Source organism: Vibrio sp. (genome assembly GCF_048266485.1).
Lineage (GTDB): Bacteria > Pseudomonadota > Gammaproteobacteria > Enterobacterales > Vibrionaceae > Vibrio.
This window is the reverse complement of the sequence record NZ_JBLWZK010000001.1, coordinates 377,160-398,180: the sequence shown is the minus strand read 5'-3', so window position 1 is coordinate 398,180 and position 21,021 is coordinate 377,160. Positions and strand designations below refer to the sequence as shown.

Below are 21,021 nucleotides of genomic sequence, written 5' to 3'. Positions count from 1 at the left end.
TTTATATTGATTATTTTGAAGTGCTTCCAATAAGTACCTAAGTCACATATTCGACTTTTATCCTGTATATAGTTAGGAAACCATTTAACTTTCTATCAATACTACTCTTACAATATACCTGTATCTAAATAACATCTGGCAGCTTTTGGAATAAGACAGAAAGATTCTAACAAGCTGTTTTTCAGTAGTGTTTGGTGCAGTTTATAACGTGAATAATATAAAAATAGAATCCCCATTTTGTGGAGTGTAAAGATGCCAACGAGTGAAAAAGTTACCCCTGTATTACTTGAGAAAGTGTATCAACTTATACAGGATAAATTAGAATCGGAAACTCAGCCTTTAGTTAGCAAATTAGCTGAACATCTATACAGTAATATTTCGCAAGATGATCTTTTTCAAAGGAATGAATCTGATCTCTATGGTGCGGTTGTCAGTTTGTGGCAACACATCTTAGAAAAAGACGCCAATATGGTGTCAGTGAAAGTGTTCAACCCAACATTAAGCCGCCAAGGTTGGCAGTCGAGTCATACGGTTATTGAGATAGTCGTTCCTGATTCTGCATTTTTAGTAGACTCAGTCAAAATGGCGATCAATCGTTTAGGTTTAACGAGTCACTTTATGGCCAATGCACCTACTCAAATTAATAGAAACAAAGGTGAAGTTGTCGCGATTAATGATGGACAAGGTGACATGCAATCTTTATTTCATATTGAAATAGATCGTTTGAATGACAAAGCTCGCATGTCGGAATTGAAAGAAGAATTATTGTCGGTTCTAAAAGATACTCGCTTAGTTGTTGAAGATTGGCACAGGATGAGTGACAAGTTATTACTTGCGATAAAAGAAACCGAAGACAACATTAAAAATATTCCATTAGAGAAAGAAAGACTACAAGAAGACTTAGCATTTCTGCGTTGGCTTGGTGAACATAACTTTACCTTTATGGGATACAAAGAATTTGAGCTAAAAGCCACAAAAGGGGACTTAGAGCTCAATCCATCTCAATCTCCTGCACTTGGTTTATTGAAACAAGAAAGCCGCATTCGTAGTTACAAACTATCTGAACTGCTTGAATCCGCAAGAATGGAAGTCACCAAACAAGAGCTACTGGTTTTAACAAAAGGTAGCCATGCTTCTACTATTCACCGTCGCGCTCACACCGATTATGTTGGCATCAAAAAGTTTGATGATAAAGGCAAGGTGATTGGGGAGCATCGTTTTGTTGGCTTATACACATCAGCGGTATACAACCAAAGTGTCGGTAGCATTCCGCTTATTCGAGATAAAGTCGCGCGTATTTTACAATCAAGTGGTTATCTAAAAGGATCGTATTCCTGGAAAGCATTGCATAATATTTTAGAAAATTACCCAAGGGATGAACTTCTTCAAGCCAGTGAAGAAGAGTTACTTGAAGTGGGTATGGGTGTCGTGCAAATGCAGGACCGTGATCTATTACGTCTATTTGTTCGTAAAGACCCATTTGGACGTTTCTTTAGTTGCATGGTCTACGTAACCAAAGAGCGTTACAACACGGAGCTGCGGTTTAAAACTCAGCAAATCTTTAAGAATTATTTTAAAAGTGATCAAGATGTTGAGTTTACGACTTATTTTTCGGAAAGCCCGTTAGCAAGAACTCACTACATAGTGCGAGTGGATAATAATAATCAAGATATCAATGTGAAAGCAATTGAGAGGGATCTGATGGAAGCGTCTTCATCTTGGGATGATCGTTTAACCCAATCTATTATGGGTCATTTTGGCGAAAATAAAGGTACCGAATTAGCTAAGCAATATCAGGATGCTTTCCCCCGATCATATAAAGAAGCCACATTAGCCGGCGGTACCGCTGTTGCCGATATTGAACTGTTGGAATCTTTAAATGAAGATAAAAAACTGGGCATGCTGTTTTATCGTCCTCAAGAAGTGAAAGCTGATTCCAAAGCCGTCCGTCTGAAATTGTATCACCGGGATGAACCTATCCACCTTTCTGATGTCATGCCGATGCTTGAAAACCTTGGGCTTAGAGTAATCGGAGAGTCTCCATACGAGATCGAAAAATTCGATGGGACGGTCTTTTGGATCTTAGATTTCTCGATGCTACATCGTGGTGATCAAAGTGTTGATTTACGTGAAGCGCAAGATCGTTTCCAAAAAGCATTTGCTGCTATTTGGTCTGGTGATCTCGAGAGTGATGGTTTTAATAGATTGATTCTATCTGCGGGTTTAACGGGTAGAGAAGTCACCATTTTACGAAGCTATGCGCGTTATATGCGTCAAGTAGGCTTCCCTTTTAGTCAGCAATATATTGAAGATACACTTTCTAATCACCCTAAATTAGCACAAGCCTTAGTTGCTCTATTTGTAAAACGCTTTGATCCGAAAGTGAAAGCAAGAGGCAAGGCAGAAGAGAAACTCATTGCTTCAATACAAGAACAATTAGAGAAAGTTGAAAGCTTAGATGATGACCGAATTATTCGTCGTTACATGGAAATGATCCAAGCGACCATTCGAACTAACTTTTATCAAACAGATGAAAATGGTAACGAGAAGCCGTGGTTAGCGCTGAAATTGATGCCGAGAAATATTCCAGAAATTCCAGCACCAGTGCCTGAGTTCGAAATCTTTGTTTATGCACCGGATGTGGAAGGTGTGCATCTACGTGCAGGCAAAGTCGCTCGTGGTGGTTTGCGTTGGTCAGATCGTCAAGAAGATTTCCGTACAGAAATATTGGGCTTGGTGAAAGCACAACAAGTTAAAAATACCGTAATTGTTCCAGTAGGGGCTAAAGGTGGCTTTGTCTGTAAGCGTCAACAAAATTTCACTACTCGAGATGAAATTTTTTCTGAAGGTCAACGTTGCTACAAACGCTTTATTCGCGCGCTATTGGATGTGTCTGACAATATTATTGAAGGCGAAATTGTACCGCCGACCAATGTGGTTCGACATGATGCCGATGATGCTTATCTTGTTGTCGCAGCCGATAAAGGAACCGCAACCTTCTCCGATATTGCTAACTCAGTTTCGGCTGAATACAACTTTTGGCTAGGTGATGCCTTTGCATCAGGTGGTTCAAATGGTTATGACCATAAAGCGATGGGGATAACTGCCAAAGGGGGTTGGGAGTCGGTGAAACGCCACTTCCGAGAAATGGGAATTAATTGCCAGACTACCGATTTTACCTGTGTTGCGATTGGTGATATGGCCGGTGATGTATTTGGTAATGGTATGTTGTTATCGAAACATATTCGCCTTCAAGCGGCCTTTAACCACATGCATATCTTTATTGATCCAAACCCAGATTCAGCAATCAGCTGGAAAGAAAGGGATCGCTTGTTCAAATTACCAAGATCGAGTTGGGAAGATTACGATCAAAGCTTGATCTCACAAGGCGGTGGCATATTCTCAAGACGCTCTAAATCGATCTCGTTAACCCCAGAGATCCAAAAAATGGTGGGCACGCAAAAGCAATCTGTCACGCCAACAGAATTGATCAAGTTACTTCTGAAAATGAATGTTGATCTATTGTGGAACGGTGGCATCGGTACTTACATTAAATCGTCAGAAGAAAATCATACTGATGTTGGTGATAGAGCCAATGATAGTCTGCGTATAGATGGCCGAGAGTTACGCGCCAAAGTTGTTGGTGAAGGTGGTAACTTAGGTATGACTCAACTTGGTCGTATTGAATATGCACTCACTGGTGGCCGAGTAAACACCGATTTTGTTGATAACGTTGGTGGTGTAGATTGTTCTGATAATGAAGTGAATATTAAGATCTTCTTGAATACGCTAGTCAGCAATGGCGATCTGACCATCAAGCAACGTAACGAAGTACTGAATAGTATGGAAGACGAAATTGGCAAGATAGTTTTAGAAGACGCGTATTGCCAGTCAGAGTCTATTTCGGTGAGTGAGTATCAAGGCACCGCTCAGGTGAAAGAACAAATTCGCTTTATTCATACATTAGAAAAGCTTGGTAAATTAGATCGCGCTTTAGAATATATTCCTGACGATGAAACTTTATTGGAGAGGGAAAAGCAGGGCAAAGGGCTGACTCGACCTGAGCTTTCAGTATTGATTGCCTACGCTAAAATGGTGCTTAAAGAGCAACTTGCTTGTGAAGAGATTGTCAATGACCCATTTAATGCGCAATTGTTAACTCATTACTTCCCAACTAAGTTACGCCGTAACTATGGTTCATGCATGGATCAACATCCATTAAGACAAGAAATTATCGCCACTTCACTTGCCAATCAAATGGTCAATGAAATGGGCTGTAATTTTGTCTCGCGCTTACATGATGAGACAGGGGCAAGTGTGATTGATATTACTAATGCCTACGTTGCTGCGAGAGAGATATTTGATGCTGGCTCTATGTTTGACAAGGTGAGAAGCCTAGATAACACCGCCACAGCGGAAGTACAGTATGAATTATTGATGTCTTTACGTCGTATTTTACGCCGATCATCACGTTGGCTATTACGAAATCGTATGCTGAAATTAAGCGTTAATGAGATCATTCAACACTATCAAGCTGATGTGGTTGCTGTTCAGACCGGAATTGATGATTACTTAGTCAAAGAGGAAGTGAAAGAGCACAATCAGCAAGCTCAGTCTTGGATTAAACAAGGCGTTGATTCTGAATTGGCCAATAAGATATCTCGCTTAACTAGCTTATATTCTGCTTTAGATATTTCTACGGTAGCAGCTGAATGTGAGGTGACGATTGAGCAAACCGCGAAAATGTATTTCACTTTAGGAGACCGATTATCACTGCATTGGTTCTTGAATCAAATCAATAATCAACCGGTTGATAACCACTGGCAAGCTCTTGCTCGTGCGACATTCCGTGAAGATCTCGATTGGCAGCAACGCAATTTAACATTACAAGTTCTTTCTTGTCGTTGTGATGATAAGCAAGCTAGAAAAGTAGAAAGTGAGTTAAGTGATTGGTTGGAATCTAATCGACCATCACTGGAGCGTTGGGAAAATATTTTGAATGAGTTCAAAGTCGGTTCTGCACATGAATTCGCTAAGTTTTCCGTCGCACTTCGTGAGCTTATGCTTTTAAACTTAAATTGTGCCGCTAACAAGTGAATACATAGGTGACCGCGTCACTAATGTTTTGTATTTTAGCTTTGATCTCATCTATAACAGCATGAGATCAAAGCACTGCAAACGATTGCAGTAGTATAAGACTGATAACAAAGGTATACTTCGCCCCGGAATTTCGGGGCTTTTTTGATCTTATTTGGAGGAAGTATGCTTTACCGTATCGCCAGAGCTGGCTTGTTTAAAATCAATGCAGAAACGGCACATGAATTAGCGATTAAGAATTTAAGAAGACTGAATGGTACGCCTTTAGACTTCTTCTTCCGCCAAAATCTACCTACTCGTTCTGTTGAAGTGATGGGGTTGACATTTAAGAACCCAGTCGGCCTTGCAGCTGGCATGGATAAGAATGGTGAATGCATTGATGCTTTTGGCGCAATGGGGTTTGGTTTTTTAGAAATTGGTACTGTGACACCACGTCCACAACCTGGTAATGATAAACCGCGCTGTTTCCGAATTATCGAAGCAGAAGGGATCATCAACCGTATGGGTTTCAATAATGAAGGGGTTGATGCGCTTATTGAAAATGTTAAGCAATCAAACTTCGATGGCATCCTAGGTATCAATATCGGTAAGAATAAAGATACGCCAATTGAAAAGGGTACGGAAGACTACCTAATCTGTATGGAAAAAGTTTACCCATACGCAGGTTATATTGCGGCAAACATTTCTTCTCCAAATACTCCTGGGCTACGGACACTACAATACGGTGAAGCTTTGGATGAATTATTGTCGGCATTAAAAGAAAAGCAAACTGAATTGGCTAAGCAATACGATAAGTATGTTCCGTTAGCGTTAAAAATTGCCCCAGATTTAACCGATGATGAATTAAAGCAAATCTGTGACTCACTGAAGAAGTATAAGATTGATGGTGTTATCGCAACCAACACAACATTGGATCGTACTTTAGTCGACGGTATGAAAAATGCCAATGAAACAGGGGGCTTAAGTGGTCGTCCTGTGCAATCGAAAAGTACTGAAGTGATCCGTCAACTTTATAAAGAGCTAGGTGAAGAGATCCCGATCATTGGTGTTGGTGGTATCGATTCTTATGTTGCGGCAAAAGAGAAAATGATGGCTGGTGCAAAACTCGTGCAAGTGTATTCGGGGTTCATTTATCACGGACCTAACTTGATTAAAGATATCGTTAAAAATATTTAACGTCAGTTAAGCCTAGTTATGTTCAGTTGAGGTTATTAAAAAAAGCAAGAAAAAATTCTCACATTAAAATCCAATTTCAGCCTGAAAAGAGGAATATGTTTTCCTCTTTTTTTTTGCCTATCTGTTTGTACAATCAAAGAACATCTAACGGATAGACGAGAAGTGGAGTGTCTATTTCACTTTATTTTTGAAGAGGCTGAAACAATGCTTAAACCGAGTGATACATGGAAATGGTATTACAATGAGACCAACAAGTCCCTTATGCTGGATCTTGGGCGGGACATGGTTTTCAGCGTAAATCTTCCTCAAAAACTTCTAGTAAACAGTGCATTTCAAGAAAATGAATTTTCTGTTGATGATGCATCTAGTTACCACAAATTTAAACAACAAGTTGATGTACTTCCTTTATCAGAGCCAAGAAAAGCAGAATTGGCATTAAATAGCGTCGCAGCTCGTCGCTTTCATAAACCCGTTCAACCTAAGAGTTGGTTCTTCTCTCCACAAGGCGGCGATTTTGCGCCAGAAGAGGGGGAGATTGTACATTTACGTAATTGCTTCTCTGAGGGCCATTTTATGGTGGTCGAAGTTGGAGAAAGCGCGAGTATTTGTGTTTCTGTCTCTTTACGTGATTTCAATCTTACAGAGTCCAAAGCGCTTAAATTTGGTGAGCCAATTAAAGTGATGCACGATCGCTTTGCGAAAGCTAACTTACATACTCAGTTTGAAACTTATGCAATGGTAGGGTAATTACCTTATCTAAACCAGTTCGTTCCTTGTTGTTCATTCGGTCGGCCTTAGCGCCGGCTTTTTTTTGCCTAAAATTTCCTACAAATAGTTACCACCTTCAGTTAACGACTAGCTAAAAATCACATAAAACCACCTTAGTTTGGCTATTGATTCACCAACTCCTCGCTATCAATACGCAATTAAAACTGTGAATAGGGCAAAATAAAAGCAATACAAAGGCAGTTTTTAAACAAAAGTGAAAGTTTTTTAAGCCTTATTTCATCGTATATCTTCCCTTTAAAGTGAACAAATTCCCCATTTAAGCTGATTTAGTAATAAATTTACACTGTAAAAACACCGCTGGTATAGACCAGTGGTGCGTGCTTTGCTGGGTGAATAAGTATTCACTTTCATTTTACTACCGATGCTTTATATATGCGCATGCTGCATATTTGAATAAAACGAAGTTACTTAGTGCAGATGTACTAGTTGTTTAGGATTTAAGAGCTGGAATTAGATGTGCAGAGGGATATTTGAAGTGCTCAATGATGAATGTGGAAAAATATGATGACTTTTCTGTGATATTCGGTGCTTAAAGCATGTAGGTGGTCGCATAAGGTAGGGGTTTCGTTATATAATCTGACCCCATTTATTACCGTACTGAAAGTTATAATGAATCAATATTTAGCGATAACATCTAATGGCCTTGAAAATTTGCTCGCTGATGAGCTGACACAACTAGGTGTTACCGATGCAAAACCAGTGCAAGCAGGGGTTCGATTTACTGCTACCAATGCACAACTTTACCGCTGTTGCCTATGGAGCCGCTTGGCTTCTCGTTTCGTATTAATTCTTTCTGAGTTTTACTGTAACGATGATATGGATCTTTATTTATCAGCCTCTGCAGTAAATTGGTCTTCTTATTTCTCGGTGAACAAGCGTCTAATTGTTGATTTCAATGGTACCAACCGCGAAATTCGCAACAGTCAGTATGGTGCGATGAAAGTAAAAGATGCCATCGTTGATAGCTTTACTAAAAAAGACTTAGGTCGCCCGGAGATCAGCAAAGATCAGCCAGATCTTCGCATCCATGTTCGTTTGCATCGTGATAGAGCGATTCTTGGTATTGATATGGTAGGCCGTGGTTTGCATCAACGTGGCTATCGTATTCAAGCCGGTGCAGCGCCATTAAGAGAAACCTTAGCGTGTGCGATTGTTAGCCGTAGTGGTTGGGATAAATCTCAGCCTTTACTCGATCCTATGTGTGGCTCAGGGACTTTGCTTATTGAAGCGGCTTTAATGGCTGCGAATGTGGCTCCAGGTATTCAGCGTGAAACTTGGGCTTTTGAATCTTTATATGATTTTGAAGCTGAAACTTGGGCTGAAATTAAAGCCGAAGCTAGCGTTCAGAGTCGTAAGGGGATTAAAGCGCTTGGTGACAATCGTTTCTTTGGTATTGATAATGATCGTCGCGTTCTACAAACGGCCAAAGACAATGCGAAGCGTGCTGGTTTAGACGGTGTTATTCAATTTAACCTAGGTGATGCCGCTAAACTTGAAAAACCACAGGGCTTTACTGAAGGCGTTGTAATTTGTAACCCGCCTTATGGTGAGCGTTTAGGTACTGAGCCTGGCCTTATTGCTTTGTATACGTCGTTTGGTGTGCAATTAAAGAATGAGTTTGCGGGTAGTCAGGCTTCTATCTTCTCTTCAAGTGAAGAGTTATTAAGTTGCCTGCGTATGCGAGCGGATAAGCAGTATAAATTGAGCAATGGTGCGTTACCGTGTCACCAAAAGAACTACTCAATTACCGCACGAGTGAATCCAAATGGTGAAACGCTGCGTCATTCAGAAAAAGAAGAGGCGCAAGTTGCCCCTGATTTTGCTAACCGTTTAAAGAAAAATTTAGCCAAAATTGGTAAATGGGCGAAGCGTGAGCAACTAGATTGCTACCGTGCCTATGATGCTGATCTACCTAATTACAATGTAGCGATTGATCTGTATTTAGATCACGTCGTTATTCAAGAGTATGCGCCACCAAAGACCATTCCAGAAGAAGTGGCTAAGCGTCGTTTGACCGATGTTATTCGTGCGACGATTCAGGTATTAGGTGTTGATGCTAATAAAGTCGTCATCAAAACCCGCGAAAAGCAAAAAGGTAAGCGCCAATACCAAAAATTATCGCAAGATTCTGAATACTTAAAAGTGAACGAATATGGCGTGCAGCTGTTGGTTAATTTGCAGGACTACCTTGATACCGGTCTATTCCTCGATCATAAATTAACCCGCCGTCGTTTAGGTCAAATGGCAGCAGGCAAAGACTTCTTGAACTTGTTTGCCTACACGGGTAGTGCAACGGTACATGCGGCGGCTGGTGGTGCGAAAAGTACCACGACAGTTGATATGTCGAATACTTACTTGCAATGGGCTCAACGCAACATGGAGCTCAATGGTTTTACGGGTGAAGCACATCAATTTGAACAAGCGGATTGTTTGCAATGGCTGCAGCATGAAGACAGAACGTTTGATCTGATTTTTATCGATCCACCGACGTTTTCTAACTCAAAACGTATGGAACAAACTTTCGATATTCAACGTGATCACTTAATGTTGATGGAAAATCTAAAGCGTCTGATGCGTGAAGATGCTGTAGTGGTCTTTTCGAACAATAAGCGCCTATTTAAGATGGAACTCGATGGTTTAGAGCAACTAGGTCTTAAGGCTGAGAACATTTCAGCGAAGACATTGCCGATGGATTTTGCTCGCAATAAGCATATCCATAACTGTTGGATCATTACTCATCGTAACTAAGTAGGTCACGTGAATATAAAAGTGAATAACACAGGGATAGAAATTAAAAATGCTGACGCTATACTCAACTTCAGGTTGTCATTTATGCGAATTAGCCTATCAACAGCTTGATACTTTATGGGGAGAAGATTCTCAACAATCTTTAGCCCATACAGTGCAAGTGATTGATATTGCTTTTGATGATGCATTATTCGATCGTTACGGTGTCACTATTCCGGTGCTTGCTTTGCATTCGCAAGATATACAAAACGATCAAAATAACTTACAACACCAAAGTAATTTAAAACACATACAAAGTGAGTTATTTTGGCCATTCAATTTAGACGAATTACAAGCGTGGTTAAAACACAATGGCATTAATTACCATTCATAATGGCCAGCTGGCTTTTGGCGATCATCCATTATTAGATAAAGCCGATTTTGCACTTCAGCAGAACGAAAGAGTATGTTTGGTTGGCCGTAATGGTGCAGGTAAATCTACCATGATGAAAGTGCTTGCGGGCGAAATCATCATGGATGACGGCAAAATTCAAATCGAACAAGATGTGGTGGTGTCTCGTTTAGAGCAAGATCCACCAAGAAATGCCGAAGGTACGGTATACGATTATGTTGCAGAAGGGTTATCGGAAGTCGGTGAGTTATTAAAAGACTACCAGCATCAGTTAGACATCATGGCGGAAGATCCGTCAGAGAAAAACATTAATCGTTTATCTAGAATCCAAGAGCAGCTTGACCACAATGATGGTTGGCGTCTTGAAGACCGTATTAAAAACATTCTGATGTCTTTATCTTTGGATGAGCATACATTGCTGACAAGTTTATCTGGCGGCTGGCAACGTAAGGCTGCTCTAGCTCGTGCACTAGTATGTGATCCTGATGTTCTACTACTCGATGAGCCAACGAACCACTTGGATGTCACCACGATTGAATGGCTAGAAGCCTTCTTAAAAGACTTCCGTGGTTCGATTGTTTTTATCTCGCATGACCGTGCTTTTATTCAATCAATGGCGACGCGTATTCTCGATTTAGACCGAGGAAAGCTGAGCTCTTATCCGGGTAACTATGAACAGTATTTGATTGATAAAGAAGAAGCGTTGCGTGTTGAAGAAATGCAAAACGCGGAGTTCGATAAAAAACTCGCTCAAGAAGAAGTTTGGATCCGTCAAGGTATTAAAGCGCGTCGTACTCGTAATGAAGGCCGTGTTCGAGCACTTAAAAAGCTTCGTGAAGAACGTTCTGAGCGCCGTGAAGTACAGGGTAAAGCGAACATTCAAATTGATGAGTCGAACCGATCTGGAAAAATCATCTTTGAAGCAGAGAATCTGTGCTATCAAATTGATGGTAAAACCATTGTCGATGATTTCAGCTTCAATATCATGCGTGGTGATCGTATCGCCTTAATCGGGCCAAATGGCTGTGGTAAAAGTACCTTATTGAAATTGTTGCTTGATAAGTTAAAACCAGATTCAGGCCGTTTGCATTGTGGAACGAAATTGGAAGTTGCGTATTTCGATCAGTATCGTGAAGTGCTGGATCCTGAAAAAACGGTTATGGATAACTTAGCTGACGGTAAGCAAGAAGTGACCGTGGGTGGAAGAACTCGCCATGCACTAGGTTACTTGCAGGATTTCCTATTTGAACCGAAAAGGGCGCGTACACCAGTTAAAGCTTTATCCGGTGGTGAGAAAAACCGCTTACTTTTAGCGCGCTTGTTCTTAAAATCGAATAATTTATTGATTCTCGATGAACCAACCAACGATTTAGATATCGAAACATTGGAACTTTTGGAAGAAATTCTTGCCAACTATCAAGGTACTTTGCTTTTAGTGAGTCACGACCGTCAATTCGTTGATAATACCGTGACAACCAGTTGGATTTTTGAAGGTAACGGTAAAATTGAAGAGTTTGTTGGTGGCTACCATGATGCACAAGAGCAACGTGCTCAAGTCTTGCTATCTCGAGGCGTGACACAACAATCTTCTTCTGTGAGTGAAAAACCAGCGAAAGTAGATAAAGTGATTGAGGATACTCCCAAAAATCAACCAAATGCTAATAAACCGAAGAAGTTATCTTATAAACTGCAACGAGAGTTAGAATCCTTACCTCAAGTGCTAGAGTCACTTGAAACGGAAATTGAACAATTACAAACTCAGGTTAATCAACCTGACTTTTTCACACAGAGTAGCGATAAAACTCAAGCGATTTTGGATCGATTGAACGCTGCTGAACAAGAATTAGAAACTGCATTCGAGCGTTGGGAAGCGCTTGAATCAATGCAGGGCTAACGGATTAGAAGTTGACTTAATGCCAAATAAAATTTTTAAACTATCAATGGTGGCTGCTGCGTTAATGGCAGCCAACTCCGCTAATGCGGCACTGTATAAAATTGTCCCTGTTGATGCTGGTGTCGATGCTAATCAAGTATTCTCAAGTGCGATCAGTGATTCATCTGTTGCCTCTGCTACGGATCCTCTAGGTTGCTTTGCAGATAGTGCAAGTTGTACAGATGGAGATTACCTGCTTGGTGGTGACACTCGACAAGGTGAAGATGGTATTTCTTACCGTGATGAAGTGCCGTTTAAGTATGATAATACTTTCACTTATTTATTAGATTATGATGATTTAGGTAATTATTGTGATAACCAATTAGGTTACTCAACTTGTGATAGTTGGGCAGTTAAGCAATGGTTTGGTGCAAATTCAGAAAATTCCGAAAACGACTGTGACTACAGCTTAACAGGGGGCTTATGCCAAGAACGTCGAGCTTATGAGCAAGGATATAACGGCAGAAATGCTGTTGGGTTTGTTGATGGTGCTGAAATTCCTGCACCAATTGAGACAAGTTATGTTCCTCCGGGCGGCGCGTTGCAAGATGATAGTGCTAATATCGTTGTAAATAAAGTTTTAGCTGATGGGACACCAATCGGAATTGCAAGTAGTGGCTATTATGATGTCGATGGTCATTCTGTACTGACTTATCGTCAACGTGGTTTCTTTGGCACCACTTTCATGTTACCTAAACAGGATGGTGATTCGATTGTAAAACAAATGGGCCGTACCTTTGCGTATGATTCATTTGAATACCCAGTAGGTAGTGGGACTCGATATATCGTCGGTTCTGCCTCTGTAGCACCATTTGATAATAGTGATGACAATAAAAAGTATTGGGGTGACTTGAGTAAGTGCACGGATACAGAAACTTATTCAGACCCTGTTTTATTAAAAGATTGCCAGAACTTCGCATTTGCGACACAAGCCTATATTTGGAATAGTGCCGATGGTGTGTCTGGTAAAGCGGTTTCTGGTTGGGATAACACAACTAAACCTAACAGTGAAAATAGTGAAAATGATGCCGCCGCTCAAGGTAGTGCAAGGGCTGCTGCAATCAGTGAGGTAACTGCTTTTAATGGATTACCGGTTCTTGCTGGTTTTAATACTCATGAAGATGAAGATGATGATAATTACTTAATGCAAGCGGCTATCTTCTATCCTAAAAATACTGTTGATCCTACTGCTGAAAATCAATGGGATTCTGTGTTTGTTCAAGGGGCTGAAGTTAAAGATGGCGATGATTACATTTACACCAATAGCTTGGTTAAAGACATCAACAAAAATTTGATTGCTGTTGGTGAGGCTAAGCGAAGTGGTCGTTATCCAAAGAATGGCGCTGCCAATAACCGCTTATTCTATACCGATGCATCTAAAGGTGATGCTAATACCAAACCGACTGCTGTATACCTTAACGGTGATATTTTCTTTAATGGTGCGGGTGGTGAAGTAAATGCCATCAATAATTATAATGAAGTTGTCGGTGCTATCGATGCTGAAGAAAACCGTGAAATTGATGGTAAACAACGCCGTCGTCGTGGGTTTATAGCACCTCTAAATGTTACAGGTACAGATGCGAACCGTCTGGCTATTTTCCAAGGTAAATCTTGGTGGTTAGATAATCTTACTAATGGTGCGACTGCGGGTGATGAATCTATTTCAAATGCCAATAATGCGTACCGTATTGTTAATGCCACTGGTATCAACGATGATGGTGTTATTTCTGCAACTGCTAATTACTGTGCGGGTGGTTATGATAATACCTATCATAACTCATATTGCGGTGATGGTAGTGGCACGGAAGAATTAGTTGCGGTTAAACTTATCCCAATTGCGGGTGCAACCGCAGATGATATTGTAGAGCGTGAAGGTGGCGAGCCTAACGTTGAACGTGAAGGTGGCAGCTTAGGTTATTTTGCCTTAGCTTTACTTGGTTTATTAGGTTTCAGAAGAAAAAAACTTAAATCATAAAGTTAACAAGCCTAACATTAAACCGAGGTTCACAAAGTTGAACCTCGGTTTTTTTTCGTCTTGAGAAATTCGGATCTTTGGTCGATGCTTAACAAGTGGCGTTGTAATAAAACTGCCACAGATAGTCATTTTGGTCATTATCAAAGTAAGAGGACTGTACTATGAAGAGACAGAAACGCGATCGCCTAGAAAGAGCGCAATCTCAAGGTTATAAAGCCGGTCTTAATGGGAGATCGATGGATGACTGTCCATATCAGCAAATGGATGCTAAATCGAATTGGTTGGGCGGTTGGCGTGATGCGAGAGATGATCGTCAATCTGGACTTATTAAATAACTTAAGACTAGATAGTGTATCTAAAGCTTAAGTTAATAAGTTTAATCGTTACAGAATAAGGCTCCGAAATTGGAGCCTTTATTATTACATTTTAACGCACTATAACTAAATGTATTAAACAAAAATAAATCAGCAAAATCGCTGATTTATTTATTGAAAGGGGATTAACCTTATTCTAAAAAGCAGACGTATCTTGGAAAAGACCTACTTTTAAATCTTTCGCCACGTAGATTTCTTTACCGTCAACAAGTACACGACCATCTGCTAGCCCCATTACCAGGCGGCGATTCACTACGCGTTTCATGTTGATTTCGTAAGTTACTTTCTTAGCAGTCGGTAGGATTTGGCCTGTGAACTTTACTTCACCAACACCCAATGCACGGCCTTTACCTTCACCGCCAACCCAACCAAGGAAGAAACCAACTAGTTGCCACATTGCATCTAAACCAAGACAACCAGGCATCACAGGGTCGCCAGGGAAATGACAGTCAAAGAACCATAGGTCAGGAGTAATATCTAATTCTGCAATAATGACACCTTTACCAAATTCACCTTCGCCTTCTGCGTCAGTAATTTTAACGATGCGGTCCATCATTAACATGTTTGGTGCTGGCAGTTGTGGACGGCCTGGGCCAAAAAGTTCACCTTGGCTTGATGCTAGAAGGTCTTCACGAGTATATGAGTTACGTTTGTTTTGCATTATATAATCACTCCAGAAATAGTCTGTGTATCTTAGAGAACAGGTGTAAGCTAAACAAGTCCGATCAGTAAATGCCAAGTAAACTTTTGATCTTATTTACTATGCCGCAAGGTGCTGACTCATGTTTATCAAAGTGCTCGATTCTCTCAGAGATTTTTTTCAATATTGTTTCTTCTTCATCGCCACGGAAGGCTTTACCAAAGATGATGGGTAATGCCTCATCAACAGATTCAACTGACCATAGGTGGAATTCTTCATTTTTGATGGCTTCAACAACATCATGATGCAAGGATAAGTGTTTTAAGTTAGTTTTAGGTAAAACAACACCTTGATTACCTGTTAAACCACGATAGTTACATATCTGGAAGAATCCTTCGATTTTCTCATTTAAACCACCGACCGCTTGCACTCGACCAAATTGGTCCACCGCACCAGTAACAGCAATTTGTTGATTGATAGGGTATTCAGATAAAGCACTTACAAGCGAGCAAAGTTCCGCTAAAGAAGCGCTATCGCCATCAACTTCTGAGTACGACTGTTCAAATACAATAGAAGCGGCAAATGGTAAAGGATCATCTAAATTTAGAGCACTGCCTAAAAAGGCCTGCATAATCATCATCCCTTTCGCATGTAAATTGCCACCTAGTTCGGCTTTGCGCTCAACATCAGCAATATCACCATCACCAAAGTGAATAACACATGAAATACGAGCTGGTTCACCATAAACAATAGGATGTCCCGGTACTTCAATAACCGTTAAGCCATTCACTTGGCCGACACGTTCACCTTGGGTCTCAATGATGACTTGACCTTCCAATATATCGGCTAAGGCTCTTTGAGGAAGATATTCGAGACGATAGGTACGCGAGGCTAAAGCTTTTTCCATATCGGATTGAGAGATTACTTGTCCATTGGAAACTAAAGCGGCCTCCGTTAACAATGCTCTATGCCAAATGGGACACAGAGGCATTCTGTCTTGGTCTTCGGTTTCGCGAGCCCCTTGAGTTAATAAGAACGTCCAGGCATGTGAGTCTAGAAGCTTAGGAAGTTGGTATTCAGCAATAATGCCGTTAATGTATTGAATGTATGATTCAACCGAATCGATAGTAACTTTGAAATCTAACTCTACTTCAGCGAATAAGCATAAGTGAGTTCTCATATCCGCATCGAATAAGTCTAAGTCACTTAGTTGCATTTGATCGCCAAGAATAACTAAATTTACATCGTACTTCTTGAGTGGTACATTTTCGATCACTTGTTTTGAGTCGGATGATATGCCAGAACAAGCATTACCTAAAACGGCGGCTTTTAGTTTCGGCCAAGCGCGCGGGTTCGCTAATATTAAGTTTGACGAAATAATGAGATAGCCGCCATTAGCTTTATCAAGCAATCCTTCAGAGCTATGAGTTATTTGACCATTTTCAACTTGATATTGTCCAAATAACTCTTCAAGTTCGATGCTTTCACTGGTGATAACCGGAGTACGGTTTATTTCACCCGTATTCATTAGCATCGAGTAAGCATTATGGATTGTTTGACGATAAATGAAATTATCCGGTGCATTTACTAATAGGAAACGAGGAAAGCTCGCCATTTGTGCAAAATGCAGAATAGAAGATTTGAGTCTAGGCTGAAGATCTAAAAAAGATCGATGATTACTAGGGTCGTTTTGTGTGAGTATGTCTTCATATTGTGAAAAGTTGGGTGTAGCGGATTGCCAAGACTCTTTGATCATTATAAAAAATTCAATATGTGGTTAGAAGGAAAGAAGTATATAGAAAAATAGCTTAACCTTATACCTGTTTATGCTTCGGAAATTGAGCGTTTAGTCAATGGATTTGAGAGGCTGCTATCATAAAGTCAAAATAGGTTGGACTATTATTCTAGATGGAATGAAAACAGTTGAGAATGCTATGGTTTTTAGTTACGCTGTAACATTGGGTTGTCTATAGGGAAGATTAATGAAATATCAACAGCTTGAAAACCTTGAATGTGGTTGGAAATGGCAATATTTAATTCGGAAATGGAAAGATGGGGAATCGATTACTCGTTACCAAGATTCGAGTGAATCTCACGCTGCTATAATGGGACTTCAAAAGTTAGAGCATCAACCGACACAAGTACTGAGTTGGATTGATGATCATATGAATCCTGAGCTTGATAACAAACTTAAGCAAGCCATTCGAGCTAAACGCAAACGACATTTTAACGCTGAACATACCCATACGAAGAAGAAATCGATCGATTTAGATTATGCGGTTTGGGAAAAACTGTCGGATAGGGCGCAAGAATTAGGTTGCACACTATCAGAAGCGATTGAGTACCTGGTGAGTGAAGCATCTCGAAGTGAGAAAGCTAGTAAGAAAGTGCATAGTATCAAAGCCGATCTCAGTAAATTACTCGACTTTTAACTTATAAACCATCATCTATTGAGTTAAATTTTTGTGATAGTAAGTGATCGAGATTAAATTTCTTATTCTCAATCCTAGATATTATTAATTTAATTGCTAAATTGTATACAGTAATGTTTACATTTTATCTTCCTATTTGTTGAGGTTTGTATGAAAAAGATCGCTACTTTATCACTATGTTTATTTGCTACATCTTCACATTTTGCTTTTGCAGGGAATCCAGAAGCTGGTAAAGCCAAAGTTGCAATGTGCGCTTCATGCCACGGTGCAGATGGTGTCGCGGTAATTAAAACTTATCCAAATCTTAAAGGGCAAAATGCCGCTTATCTTGAGAAAGCGATTAAAGCTTTTAAAAGCGGTGAACGTAAAGATCCAGTAATGTCCCCAATGGCGACAACCATTAATGATGCCGATATCGCCGATATTGCTGCATATTACGAAAGCCTTAAATGAATCTAAATATAAAATCATTATCTGACTATATTGATAAAATTGCTGCATCTAACGATAAAGATGCGGCTGATTTTAAAATTGTTCATACTGAAACAACCATGTGCATAGATGACGGTATTACTACGGAACGTACCATAACAAGTTTTAAATTCTCTGACGGTGTGGTGATCAGTAAAGAAGTTGAATTTGATCACTTACCAGAAGAAGAACCTCAAAATGTTTGTCCTGAGTACTGGCTAAGTTATCAAGTCATCACCAATCCAAATAGCATTCAAATTAAACCATTTAAGAAAACATTTTCGAATTTATGCCAACAAAGTTTTTGGTTAAAGATGACTAACGTAAATTAGGATAAATGTAGCTGTTGTGGTTCTTTAACAAACTAAATATTAATGCGCATTATATATCTTATGTTAAATAGGATGCTCGGTTTCTTAATAATTTCTAATTTTGATTCGTATCTGATGGGGATTAAAATTTGAATCAACAAAAAAGCCAGTACCTACTCGGTAACTGGCTTTCAATATTTTTGACTTAGTTAAGCGTTAGCTTTTACCGCTTACAATCCATTGTGATATTGCTGATTAGTCGAGCTTGGCACCATTTCATAGAGCGCCTGACTAGCGGCTGTTTCACCATTCAGTACAGCTTCAAATTGTTTAATAAGCTCTACTTTGTTTGGTAGTTGCTTATCGCCAGCGCCAATCTCGGTAAGGTCAATCATGAAACCATCAAACAGGTCGCTTAAATCATCGATTATATCGGTGTTTAGGAACTGATCTTGGTTATAAATGCTTGGATAGCCGCCCTTTTGCTTATCAATCGCGAAAGAGTCGCCTTTTAAGTTCTTAATGCTCGTCTTTTTATCACACGACAACATGCAACCATTATCGATGCGCGGTTTTTCACAACCAACACTTTGTTGGAAGAAGCACTGACGGCTCGCCATCAACAAGATCGGATGATAGATGCTATACATCATTTTGAAGTTCTTTGGTCTTGCAATGTGGCGGATTTGTTGACGGCTTATTTCGTTAGAAATAAACGCACCACTACAACCAAAGTTTTGCTGGAATGATAAAAGCGCGTAAGAGTTGGTTGTATTTAACAACGGCCCTGCAATCCATTTAATGCCTAAGCGTTCAGCATGATAAGCAATACCGGTATTGTTGGTTACGATTAGCTCAGGCTTCACTTCTTGCAAAATATTCAGCGCAACATCGAAGTCTTTACCAATTAATACTGGTGGGAACCATGGAATTAAGCGTGGATTCTCTTGGAAAAATGTCACGAATTTTGTGCAGCCGCGCTTGTAGGCATCCGGTAGTTTAAAGTAGATGTCAGCATCAGTTTCATCCACCAGCGCAGCATCGTCTTCATCACAAATAAGAATCGACAGTTCCGGTTTTTGATCGACTGGTTTTGTATGATGTTCAAGTTTAGGAAGTGTGACTTCTGCTACTGGCTTGATGCCGTCATTCAAGTAAGCAAGTAATTCATTTTTAAGCGCGGTAATTTCACGATATGGAATGCTTAATCCATCTGCTACTTGATCGACATCGAACTCAACGAGTTCATAGTTAGCATTATTAATGTTTTTGAAGCGCTTCTCAACTGTCTCTTTATCGACACTCAGCTTCTCACTTTCAACCATTAAACGGTTTGAAGTGAATACGGCTGTCTTTGTTGTCACAGGGCTATTAGGAAGTGTACTCGCATTTTGCTCTGTCGTGACGGTGAGCGTTAAAGGTTGATCTTTTTGGCTAGCGAAATGCAATTTAAGTTTTATTTTCTCAATACTGACTTGCGCGATTTTTTCATCGACCGTAGCGTTGATCTGTTGCTTTTCTTCATGCAATTGCTTTTTAGCATCAAAGATCTGCACCACTGAAATGATTTCATCTTTGTCGGCTTTAAATTTATCGATAATGTGATTTTTTGAGTTATCACGAGGGTTATCAATAAACATAGATTGGTTTAAATCACCGCGTAGGAAAGCATTGGTAAAATCACGATTAAATACTTTATATAAACGCTCGCCATCTTGAGTCAGTTCACCCGTTTCTATGTAGCCATCGATTTGTTTACGGAAGCTGTCGATAACGGTATGAACATAGCTAGCGCCTTTAATGCGCCCTTCTACTTTAAATGAATGAACGCCCGCGTCGATTAACGCCGGTAGATCGAAGAAAGCGGAATTGTCTTTGATATTCAGTGGGAAATTGTGACCCGATTCTGTCGTTTCATACTCTTCACGACAGGCTTGGCTACAACGACCGCGGTTACCTGAGTTACCAGCAGTAGCTGATGTTGAATAACATAACCCAGAAAACGCTACACACAATGAACCATGTACAAATACTTCCACGAGTACGTCATGCTCATTAGAAACCTTAGTGAGCGCGGTGATTTCACGTAGGTTCATTTCTCGTGATAAATTGACACGGCTGGCACCGAGCTTTTTAAGAAACGGAATTTGGCCTACATTGTGAGTCGTTAGCTGTGTAGAGGCATGAATATCAAGTGTTGGGAAGTATTCACGCAATACATAAAATAAACCTATATCTTGTACGATAACACCATCTAGAGTGGTATTGACAAGGCGGTTAAGCAATTTAACTACGGTTTTAAATTCACTTTCTAATATGACAATATTCAACGTGAGAAATATTTTACAATCATATTGGTGAGCGAGTCGGATCGCGCCAACGAGTTGATCAAAGGAAATATTAGACGCACGGTTACGGGCATTAAAGGTATCTAGGCCACAATAAACGGCGTCAGCACCTGCAATAATGGCAGCTTTAATGGCATCAATATCGCCACCTGGGGCTAATAATTCAATCTTTGGATTCATCACTCGGAGTCTCGTATAACTTCAAAGCCAGCATGATACCTTGATCTGTAGTTGATGAGTATCATTGAGGGCAATTAATCTATTATATCTGGTTTAACCGCGGTATTTTTATCAGAGAAAGGGTTAATCTGAACCATAATCGCAGAGGAAATCATA

The 21,021-nt window shown here is 40.1% G+C and carries 14 protein-coding genes; 11 read left to right on the top strand and 3 right to left on the bottom strand.

From position 1 onward, the window contains the following. Positions 1-252: 252 nt before the first annotated feature. The 8 genes from ACN0T8_RS01855 (at position 253) to rmf (ending at position 14,444) form a co-directional block, all read left to right on the top strand. Positions 253-5,097, top strand: a complete 4,845-nt coding sequence (locus tag ACN0T8_RS01855) for an NAD-glutamate dehydrogenase (RefSeq protein WP_417878974.1) — start codon at positions 253-255, stop codon at positions 5,095-5,097. 165 nt (positions 5,098-5,262) lie between these two features. Further along, positions 5,263-6,273, top strand: a complete 1,011-nt coding sequence (gene pyrD, locus ACN0T8_RS01850; protein ID WP_417878973.1) for a quinone-dependent dihydroorotate dehydrogenase — start codon at positions 5,263-5,265, stop codon at positions 6,271-6,273. Between the two features lie 204 nt (positions 6,274-6,477). Beyond that, the gene (locus tag ACN0T8_RS01845; RefSeq protein WP_417878972.1) at positions 6,478-7,020 is read left to right on the top strand and encodes a cell division protein ZapC; all 543 of its coding nucleotides are present in this window, start codon (positions 6,478-6,480) and stop codon (positions 7,018-7,020) included. Positions 7,021-7,671: 651 nt separating this feature from the next. Further along, positions 7,672-9,810: a bifunctional 23S rRNA (guanine(2069)-N(7))-methyltransferase RlmK/23S rRNA (guanine(2445)-N(2))-methyltransferase RlmL gene (gene rlmKL / locus ACN0T8_RS01840; protein WP_417878971.1), complete on the top strand. Its 2,139-nt coding sequence runs from the start codon at positions 7,672-7,674 to the stop codon at positions 9,808-9,810. A 49-nt stretch (positions 9,811-9,859) separates the two neighbouring features. Beyond that, positions 9,860-10,183: a glutaredoxin family protein gene (locus ACN0T8_RS01835; RefSeq protein WP_417878970.1), complete on the top strand. Its 324-nt coding sequence runs from the start codon at positions 9,860-9,862 to the stop codon at positions 10,181-10,183. Further along, on the top strand, positions 10,161-12,095 hold the full coding sequence (locus tag ACN0T8_RS01830) for an ABC transporter ATP-binding protein (protein WP_417878969.1): 1,935 nt from the start codon (positions 10,161-10,163) through the stop codon (positions 12,093-12,095). The genes ACN0T8_RS01835 and ACN0T8_RS01830 overlap by 23 nt, the downstream gene beginning before the upstream one ends. A 19-nt stretch (positions 12,096-12,114) precedes the next feature. Continuing rightward, positions 12,115-14,109, top strand: a complete 1,995-nt coding sequence (locus ACN0T8_RS01825; RefSeq protein ID WP_417878968.1) for a DUF3466 family protein — start codon at positions 12,115-12,117, stop codon at positions 14,107-14,109. 161 nt (positions 14,110-14,270) lie between these two features. Then, positions 14,271-14,444, top strand: a complete 174-nt coding sequence (rmf, locus tag ACN0T8_RS01820) for a ribosome modulation factor (protein ID WP_027695907.1) — start codon at positions 14,271-14,273, stop codon at positions 14,442-14,444. 175 nt (positions 14,445-14,619) lie between these two features. On the opposite strand, the gene fabA is transcribed toward rmf, so the two are convergent. After that, complete coding sequence (gene fabA, locus ACN0T8_RS01815) at positions 14,620-15,144, bottom strand: bifunctional 3-hydroxydecanoyl-ACP dehydratase/trans-2-decenoyl-ACP isomerase (protein ID WP_417878967.1); 525 nt, start codon at positions 15,142-15,144, stop codon at positions 14,620-14,622. Positions 15,145-15,208: 64 nt separating this feature from the next. After that, complete coding sequence (locus tag ACN0T8_RS01810) at positions 15,209-16,879, bottom strand: AAA family ATPase (RefSeq protein ID WP_417878966.1); 1,671 nt, start codon at positions 16,877-16,879, stop codon at positions 15,209-15,211. 226 nt (positions 16,880-17,105) lie between these two features. Here ACN0T8_RS01810 and matP point away from each other — a divergent pair, with 226 nt between their 5' ends. The 3 genes from matP (at position 17,106) to ACN0T8_RS01795 (ending at position 18,358) form a co-directional block, all read left to right on the top strand. Further along, positions 17,106-17,555, top strand: coding sequence for a macrodomain Ter protein MatP (matP, locus tag ACN0T8_RS01805; RefSeq protein ID WP_192999420.1), 450 nt, complete (start codon positions 17,106-17,108; stop codon positions 17,553-17,555). 150 nt (positions 17,556-17,705) lie between these two features. Beyond that, entirely contained in the window at positions 17,706-18,008 is a 303-nt protein-coding gene (locus ACN0T8_RS01800; protein WP_417878965.1) for a c-type cytochrome, read from the top strand. Further along, a complete protein-coding gene (locus tag ACN0T8_RS01795) occupies positions 18,005-18,358 on the top strand; it encodes a hypothetical protein (RefSeq protein ID WP_417878964.1) in 354 nt (117 codons plus the stop codon). Before ACN0T8_RS01800 ends, ACN0T8_RS01795 begins: the two co-directional genes overlap by 4 nt. 209 nt (positions 18,359-18,567) lie before the next feature. Here ACN0T8_RS01795 and ACN0T8_RS01790 read toward each other — a convergent pair whose 3' ends face one another. Then, entirely contained in the window at positions 18,568-20,865 is a 2,298-nt protein-coding gene (locus ACN0T8_RS01790; protein ID WP_417878963.1) for a peptidase U32 family protein, read from the bottom strand. Positions 20,866-21,021: the final 156 nt, after the last annotated feature.